This is a genomic window from Stutzerimonas sp. S1, from assembly GCF_025966695.1.
In the GTDB taxonomy this organism is placed as follows: Bacteria; Pseudomonadota; Gammaproteobacteria; order Pseudomonadales; family Pseudomonadaceae; genus Stutzerimonas.
Map to the genome: position 1 here is coordinate 516,665 of NZ_JAOEIY010000003.1, position 8,346 is coordinate 525,010.

Below are 8,346 nucleotides of genomic sequence, written 5' to 3' on the forward strand. Positions count from 1 at the left end.
TTAGCGGGTTGATGGGATGGAGGCGGGAGTCGAGGTTGCACCGTCTACCTCGTTGGATGCGGCGAGGGTGCCGCCGCCGAGCGCGGCATACAGCGCTACCTGGCTGGACAGCAGCGCGCGGCGCGCCTGTACCAGTTGTTGCTGGGCACCCAGCAGATCGCGTTGGGCGTCCAGCACCTCTAGGAAAGCAGCCGAGCCGTTGTCATAGCGCAACTGGGCTAGTCGTGCGCGTTCGCTTTGCGTTTCCAGGTTGGCTCCCTGGATTGTCAACTGTTCAGCCAACCAGTACTTGGCGCTTAGGGCATCAGCCACCTCGCGAAAGGCCGTTTGAATGGTCTTCTCGTATCCGGCCACGGCGATATCGCGACGCACTTCGCTCAGTTCCAGGTTGGCGCGCCGCCGGCCGCCATCGAAGATGGGCATCGACAACGTGGGCATGAAGGTCCAGGCACGACTACCTGAATCGAACAGGCCATTGAGATCGCTGCTGGCCGTGCCGAAGCTGCCGGTCAGCGCGATGCGCGGTAAGAACGCTGCACGGGCCGCGCCGATGTTGGCATCGCCAGCACGCAATTGGTGTTCGGCGGAAATGATGTCCGGGCGACTGACCAGCAGCTCCGAGGGCAAACCAGCCCGAAGTTCGGCCAGCACCGTCGTTTCATCGAAGAGAGCCTTAGCAGGCAGCGAGCCAGGATCGGCGCCCACCAGCAGCGCCAACGCGTGCAGTTGCGTGGCGCGAGCTTGCTCAAGCTGGGTTAGTAGCGCCTGAGCCTGGTTCAGGAGGGTCTGGACTTGGGTGAGATCCAGCGTCGAGGTCGAGCCGACTTCGACACGACGCCGGAAAATGCGATAGGACTCCTCGCGGGTTGTCACGGTTTGCCGCGCGATAGCCACGCGCTCGTCGATCTCGCGCAAGCCAAGATAACCGTCCGCCACCTGGGCGATCAACGCTAGGTGGACAGCCCGGCGCGCTGCATCGGTAGCCAGCCAGGTTTGCAGGGCGGCGTCTTCCAGATTACGAACTCGGCCCCACAGATCCAACTCCCAAGTGCTTAAACCCACCTCAGCCCGATACTCGCCACCCACCTGCGATCTGCCCGACATGTTCAGATCGCCAGGGACGCGGGCGCGTCCACCCTGGGCACCCACGCCCACGGCAGGAAATCGATCCGAGCGCTGAATGCGGAATGCGGCGCTGGCTTCCTCGACACGCAGCGCGGCCAGGCGCAGATCGCGGTTGTTCTCCAGCGCAGTCTCGATAAGGCGTTGCAGCAAGGGATCCGTGAAGTACGCCTGCCAGGCCAGTTCTCCCGCATGGGCGCCGTCTGTGCTCGATTCAAGATGACTAGGCCAAACCTTGGGTGCTGGCAGCGGTGGCGTATTAGGAGCAGGAGCGAGCGACATGCAGCCGGTTAGTGCGACGGCGCTCAGTGCCAGCGTGGCAGTGCGCAATCTGAACTCAGGAAACAAGAGAGAAGCTGGAGGCATGGTCATGTTCCGTACGGGTATCGGGCCTAATGGGGTCTGGTTGTAGAGCGGCAGGCGTCCATGTGTAGAGGCGTGCTGATGGCGGCGCTCGCTTTGGCATCGATGAGCGCGCATGCAGTAATTCGGCACTTCGATCATGAAGGTCTGCCGCAATCGAGCGGGGCCTTGATGGCTGTGCGCACCTTGTATTACGCCTGTCGACACCAACGTTCAGAACACGGTGAAAAAGGAGGTTTGTTGGTGTTGGATTCGCCGAAGGGCCAGTGCAGCCTATTGCATGGCATGTAGGTTCACCCTTGCACGGAGTGTGGCTCACGCTCGCCACCAGCTTTTCTTTCTCGCAAGTTTGATAAAACCCACGGCATCTCCGTTAATTGTGTATGCATCCGGGTCTTAGCGGCTGGTCGACGAGGCGCTCTTTTGGTCGTATTTCTTATCATTATAGGGTTTTTTAAAAAAAACGACCAGACGGTTGTTTTTAACAGTGCGTTACAATTCCTCCTCCGCAACCCCTGGGGCGGCTCGTTGATACCGGTTGACGGAAATTGTCTGGGCGGGATCAAGGTTGTTTTCGGTGGAGTCGGTGGCCATCCCGTGAGAACATTTTTCAAATTTGGAAAGGGGCTTTGAATGCCAGCCAGGAAAGAAGACGTCGTCACAGAGAAGCGCCGCTACTTGTCCTCGGCAGCTAGGAAAGAGGAAATATTGGACGCGGCTCTGGTTGAATTCTCGGATCGGATATACAACGCCGTGTCGATGGAGCGTCTAGCGGAATGCGCGGGAATGTCAAAGGCAGGAATTTACGCGCACTTTAAAAGCAAGGAAGAGATCTTTCATGCCTTGCTCGAACGTATGACCAAGCAGCTTTGTGATTTCCAAGGCTGGCTCCCGGACGAAGATTTGACTTTGCCGGAGCTAGTAGACGTGTACCTTGATCGCCTTTACGCGACGTTTGACTCCCCCGCTACCATATCGGTCTACCGACTGCTCCTAGCCGAAAGTGCCAGAGCACCTGCACTGGTCCGGCATTGGCGAGAGGAAGTTGCGCGCGGATTACGGGAGCGGGCGCAGCTCATCATCCAGCGCAACATAGAACGCGGGGTCATTCGCCCAGGTGTCTTGACCGAGCACTTTTTCCCGCTGGCGCTCGCTCCCGCATTGCTATGGCTGAACTCTTCAATGTTATCCAGAGGCGACCCGTCAATATCGCTTGTACAGTTGCGGGAGGCGCATAGGCAACTGCTGCTTGAGCTTCTGCAGCCAGAGGTGAGTAGGGGCACAGCGGGCTGAATTAGATGTCGGTTTGCCATAGTATTGCCATTACCAACGTCGGGACCGCACTGGCATGGCATACAACCGAAGCGGCTGAAGGCTGCATAGCGCAACGGCGATCAAAGCGAACAAGCGGCTGCCTCGCTAAATTGAATGAAACATGCTGACGGCGTCCAGACATTGCTAATCGCGGCATCCCCAAAGTTAGAGCAGCCTCGACCTCGTTCTGAATACACAAACCGCCCGATGCGCTGCACCGGGCGTCTTAAAGATTGGGGCTGGGGGAAACGCTGCAGCCATTAAGTGCTACATCGCGCCAGAGTCTCAGGGCCGCAAATCAAAACACAAAATGTGTCAGGGCAGGGTGAACAGCACCTTCACTGAATCATTGACCGCGGCGCTGTCGACATAGCCGATAGCGTCGGCTTCGGCGGCGACTTTGGCCACAACCGCCGAGTCGCCGGCTTCGGCCGGCAGGGGCTGGCCCTTACCGGTGAATACCAGGCCCGACCAGTAGGACTTCAGCTGGGCTTCGTTCTTGCTGGTGACGGCGGAGTAGAATTTTTCCTTGGTGGGATTCCAGTCTTTCTGGTCGATGCCGCTTAAGGTTTTGTCCCTGCCGAGAAAGATATTTGCCACTTCTGCCTGTGAGGGCGCTTTGGTTGCGCCCGGATTGACGATCACGGCCACCTCGGCGTGCGCCATGGCAGAAGCCAGGCTTAGCAGAGCGGCGGCGAGAGTCTTTTGAGTGAAACGATTCATGTTGGCTCCTCTTAGAATACGAAGTCAGCGCCGATGCTGAAGATGTCGCCGTCGAACGTTGGCTCGGCAGTGTTATACGCCGGCACAAAGTTGCCGTTGTAGTTCCGGGTGGATTCGACGCGTTTGTATTCGCTCTTCAGCGTAACGTTGGCGTTCAGGCTGTAGTTCAGGCCAAACGCCCATGACGAGTCGCGGCCAGCGTCGCTTTCGTCATGCTGGGCATAGGTAACGTGAGGCAAAAGGTCACCGAAGCGGTGACCGGCCATGATGTAGAACGCGTCGTGCTCGCCCAGCGGGCTGCGGCGGTTGATGATTTCTGCGTTAGTGACCCAGCTGCCGTTGTCGTACTGATGGCCAAAGGACATGAATTTGCCCTTGAACTCGTCGCTTTGATCCACGCTCAGAGTGGACTCGGTATAACTGTATCGGAACGTCCCGATGTCGTTGGTCGCCAGGCTCACGCTGCCGGTCAGCAGCTTTTTGTAATCCACGTCTAGACGGGCATCGAGACCATGAATGAAGATATTGCGGTTTACTGCTTGGCCGTAACTGGCTTGAAAATTCAGCGTACCGAAGGAAAGCGGAAGGCTGTATAGGGCATCTGCGCCTTCGTAATTGGTAATCGGCATCTGGCTGTAAACTTCGTCCGGCAGGCGCAGCCATGGGTAGGTGTAACCGACGTCCAGCGTCTCGGAAAACATGAACGCGCCCGGGCGCAAGCGGCCAGCACGGACTGTGAATTGATTGCTGACCGCGTAAGCCAGGTACGCCCATTCCAGCTGTAGACGCCAGTCGTCCTGCTCAGGTTTGGCGACGGTCTGAATAGTAGCGCTCAGTTGGTCGGTGAGGCCGTAGGAGAATTGTCCGCCGAGCTTGGACAGCTGGTCGCCGCGCCAGGAGTCCGTGGTCTGGCCGGAAATGCCATAGCCCTTCGCATCGTCTACCCCACCGACGCGGCTGATGGCGGCAGTGCCAAAGCCGTTGAATCGGTATTCACCTTGGTCCAAGGCGAACGCTGAAGTACTGGCCAGGCAGATGGCTACGCCCAAGAGATTGAGTTTGTTCATTGTTCGTACTGCTCCAGGATTATAAATTTAAACGCGGAATTGGGCGGTTGCCTGGCGTAGGTGATCTCCCGTACCTACCAGTTGCTCGCCGAGACGAGCCGTGGCTTCGGCCCCGTTTGCGGTTGCTTGTGCATCCTGCTGCAACACTTCTGTTTCTTTTTGAATCGATTCGGATAGACCGATTTGCTGTTGTGTATGGTGGGCAATGTCGGCGTTGAGCTCATCGATCTGGCTGACCGTCTGCGCGATGGCTTCGAGTAGCCGAGTCGCCTCGATCGAATGCTCGATACTTTCGCGGGATTTATCACCGTTGACTGTCATAACGTCGAGCACGGTATTGGCGCTGTTCTGTAATCGTTGGATGATCTGTTGGATCTCCGCGGTCGAGGCGGCGGTCTTTTGCGCCAGGTTGCGTACTTCGTCAGCTACCACCGCAAAGCCACGTCCCTGCTCGCCGGCTCGGGCGGCCTCGATTGCAGCGTTCAGTGCGAGCAGATTGGTTTGTTCGGCGATACTGCGGATCACCGTCAACACCGAGCCGACTTCCTGGGTTTCTTCTTCGAGCTGCTGCATTGCACGGACGGAACCCATCACGCTATCGCCCAAATCGCTGATACTGCTTGAAAGGTTGCCGATGTTCTTGCGGGCCGTGATGGCCTGGCGCGAAGCGGAGCCGGCCTCATCGGAGGCTTGGCGCGAACGCTGCGCAACCTCATGGATGCTGCTTGTCATGGTATGGATGTCACGGCTGATCGAATCCGTGTGATGTTGCTGGGACTTGGCGTTTTCCTCGGAGCCTTGGGTCAGGCGGTACAGCTCTTTGGAGCAGTCCCCGATGGGGCTGGCGGCTTCGATGATTTGTCGAATAGTGGTTTGCAGTTTGTCGAGGAAACCGTTGAACAGGCGGATCATCGCGCCGATTTCGTCGTTGGACTCGACGTTGACGCGACGGGTCAGGTCGCCGTCGCCCTTAGCAATGCCTTGCAGTGAGTCGATCACGCCACGGACATTGGCCATGATGCTGCGCGTGACGGCCCAGGCACATAAGGTGACCAGTATCAGCAGCGCCAGGCTGAGGATGATTCCCAGGCGAGTGGTGGTTGCGTTGACCTCACGGGTTTCGGCAAGCGTTAGCTCGAAGTCCTCATAAGCGGCACTGCGGAATTCCGCGGCAAGTTTTTGAGCCTGAGCCAGGTCATTGGCCATGCGGTCAAGGCTCGGACGCAAGTCACCGAAGGAGGCGCTGCCGCTGACGAGCTTACCGGACGCCGAGATCGCATTTTCAGCGTAACGATCCACGGCGAGACGCCAGTCGTTGAGTTGCTCACGGCGATTGGGTACCTGTACGAGCTTCTCCAGCTCCTGCTGGTGCGTGTTGATAGCCTGCAGAACCTCGCCAGCTTCCGTGAGCAAGTTCTGTTCGCCAGCCGCAACAGAGCTATTGAGCAATCCGGGGATGCGGGAGAACTGGAAAATAGCTGCATCGGCCCGTTCCAATATGGGATAGCGGTGGGTTTCCAAAGCGTGTAGCCGCGAATCAGTCGCCGACAGCTGAAGCGACGTATAGCCCACGTACAGGACCAGGCCAAGTATCGCAACGGCAGGAGCGAGGGATAGTTTTAGAGTCAGCGGTAGATTTTTGAGCATGATTTTTGGCTCTCAGGCAGAACGCATCGGCTTGCACGCTGAGTGATGGCGAGATGATTTTTTGTGCGACCGTGTCGGAGCATCGATTGCTGTCATACGTATCGACGTGAATCGGGCTAACTTGAACAAAAAATAGAAAATTGTAAATATTTTTGGTTCATCGCAACTTGCCGGGAAACGCCGCTTTGATCTTGAGGAAGAAGTAGGTGTTATCCCGGTAACCGTACGCCATCCGCTTGATGACCTTGATGCGGTTGTTCATTCCCTCAAGCACGCTGGTGTTGAGCTGGAATTCGGCGCTGGAAACAATGCCTTCAACGTAGGCCTTTAACCGCTTGGCAAAGGCCTGAAGAGGTTGCAGTCCGCTTTCCTGGGCAAGCTTGAACCACTCGCCCCACCGCCGCCGCGCTTCATACTCATTCGGTGCATACCAGAGCTCCTTCAGCTGTGTCTTGAACACGTAAGCCGTCATCAGCGGCGTGTTCGCGGCCAGAAGTTCGTCAAGTTTGAGTGCTTGGGGCTCATCGAGATTGTGCCGGTTACGCAGCAGTAACCAGCGCGAGCGCTTGATCGCCCGTCGACCGGCAGGGTCAGCCTTCAGCCGATTCGCTTGATCGACCCGGATCCGATCGACGACCTCCCTGCCGTACTTGGCTACAACATGGAACAGGTCGTAGACCTCCCGGGCGTTGGGGCAGTGCGCCTGGACCTCCAGATCCATCGCCGTGTTCATGTCCATGGCAACCGCTTCGATCCGAGCGCAGGCTGGCGGCCCCATCCACTCGAAGAAGGGGCGCACAGCCTCGCGGCTACGGCCCTCCGCGACCCACAGTACTTGCTGGGTATCGGCACAGATCGCCACGGTGGCATAGCGATGCCCCTTGTACAGGGAAAACTCATCCATGATCAGGCGGCGAACTCGGCTCAGGTCCGGTGCTGAAATATCCCGGTGGAGACGGCCAAGGTCGATGGCTTTGACCGTGTGCCAATGAAGCCCCACCAGCTCGGCCACATGCTTGATCGGCAGCAGCCGAACCAGATTTTCCACCCAGTTGACCATCGCGCGTGTGAGCGGCTGACGGCCGGCGAGCCAATCGATCCGCTCGCGCCGAGGACCACAAGTGGGGCAGCGAACCCGACGAACAGGAACCTCCAGCCAGACGCGGTATTGCAACAGATCGCGCTCGCGCACCCGGCGGAAACTGGTGTCGTGAGGGAGGAATGTGGACTGCCCACAACCGCTGCAACAAGGCAGCCTTGAGGCATCGGGCTTGAGCCTTATCAGCAGGCAATGGGTACCGAGAGGCTCATAGCTATCCAGCTCGAAGCCTTCCCAGAACAGGGCGAGCAAACTAGCATCCATGGCGACGGCGGTGGTGGGGTCGGAAATGTTTTGGCGAACACCACCTTAGCCCTTCTCGCCGCCGTCTCCCCTCGCTTTCCCGCTAATCCGCGATGAACCATATTTTTGGGGTGGCCTTTCGCTACGCATCCTCATTTAATCTCTGTAGCAAGCTAATCCTGCTTGTCTGGGGTCGAATTCTTCTATCGTGTGCCGATAACCTTGCTGTCATTCCGTTGCGGCAATTGAAGCGCTCCGCTCCGCCAGCACTAATAAAAACAACAGGTATTTCATGGGTGTTAGCCAGATAATCCTTCGCCGCTCGCTTCCTTTGCTGCTCGCCGTGCTCCTGGTTGTATCGTCTGTTATCTCCTATTCCGTTAAGCGAATTGAATCGCCCCTAGTTTCGTAGACACCTCCAGGCCTCATAATACGGCCCACTAGGAGGTGCCATGAGCAACCCGCGTTATCCCGAAGAATTCAAAATCGAAGCAGTCAAACAGGTGACCGAACGAGGTCTGCCAGTGGCGGAGGTAGCTGCTCGTTTGGGCATGTCGACCCACAGCCTGTATGCCTGGGTTAAACGCTACAGCAAGCCCGAAGAGCAGCGCGCGCAAGAGGACAATCAGCAAGCTGAGCTGCGTCGTCTTCGTGCCGAACTCAAGCGCGTGACCGAAGAGCGAGACATCCTAAAAAGGCCGCCGCGTACTTTGCCAAGGAGTGCGGCTGAAGTACGCCTTCATCAACCAGCTATCCGCTGACTATTCG

General features: G+C 57.7%; 6 protein-coding genes and 1 pseudogene. 2 read left to right on the forward strand and 5 right to left on the reverse strand.

Going from position 1 to position 8,346, the window contains the following annotated elements:
• The gene (locus N8H22_RS09160) at positions 1–1,626 is read right to left on the reverse strand and encodes an efflux transporter outer membrane subunit (RefSeq protein ID WP_264590203.1); all 1,626 of its coding nucleotides are present in this window, start codon (positions 1,624–1,626) and stop codon (positions 1–3) included.
• A gap of 492 nt (positions 1,627–2,118) precedes the next feature.
• Here N8H22_RS09160 and N8H22_RS09165 point away from each other — a divergent pair, with 492 nt between their 5' ends.
• The gene (locus tag N8H22_RS09165; RefSeq protein ID WP_264590204.1) at positions 2,119–2,778 is read left to right on the forward strand and encodes a TetR/AcrR family transcriptional regulator; all 660 of its coding nucleotides are present in this window, start codon (positions 2,119–2,121) and stop codon (positions 2,776–2,778) included.
• 336 nt (positions 2,779–3,114) lie between these two features.
• Here the strand turns inward: N8H22_RS09165 and N8H22_RS09170 are convergent, their stop codons facing one another.
• The 4 genes from N8H22_RS09170 to N8H22_RS09185 form a co-directional block, all read right to left on the reverse strand.
• On the reverse strand, positions 3,115–3,522 hold the full coding sequence (locus N8H22_RS09170; protein WP_042928819.1) for a hypothetical protein: 408 nt from the start codon (positions 3,520–3,522) through the stop codon (positions 3,115–3,117).
• 11 nt (positions 3,523–3,533) lie between these two features.
• A complete protein-coding gene (locus N8H22_RS09175; protein WP_264590205.1) occupies positions 3,534–4,589 on the reverse strand; it encodes a porin in 1,056 nt (351 codons plus the stop codon).
• A gap of 27 nt (positions 4,590–4,616) precedes the next feature.
• The gene (locus N8H22_RS09180) at positions 4,617–6,236 is read right to left on the reverse strand and encodes a methyl-accepting chemotaxis protein (RefSeq protein WP_042928820.1); all 1,620 of its coding nucleotides are present in this window, start codon (positions 6,234–6,236) and stop codon (positions 4,617–4,619) included.
• A gap of 157 nt (positions 6,237–6,393) precedes the next feature.
• Positions 6,394–7,599, reverse strand: coding sequence for an ISL3 family transposase (locus N8H22_RS09185; protein WP_191122093.1), 1,206 nt, complete (start codon positions 7,597–7,599; stop codon positions 6,394–6,396).
• Between the two features lie 431 nt (positions 7,600–8,030).
• Between N8H22_RS09185 and N8H22_RS09190 the strand changes: the two are divergent.
• A pseudogene (locus N8H22_RS09190) lies at positions 8,031–8,346 on the forward strand (transposase); the annotation flags it as partial.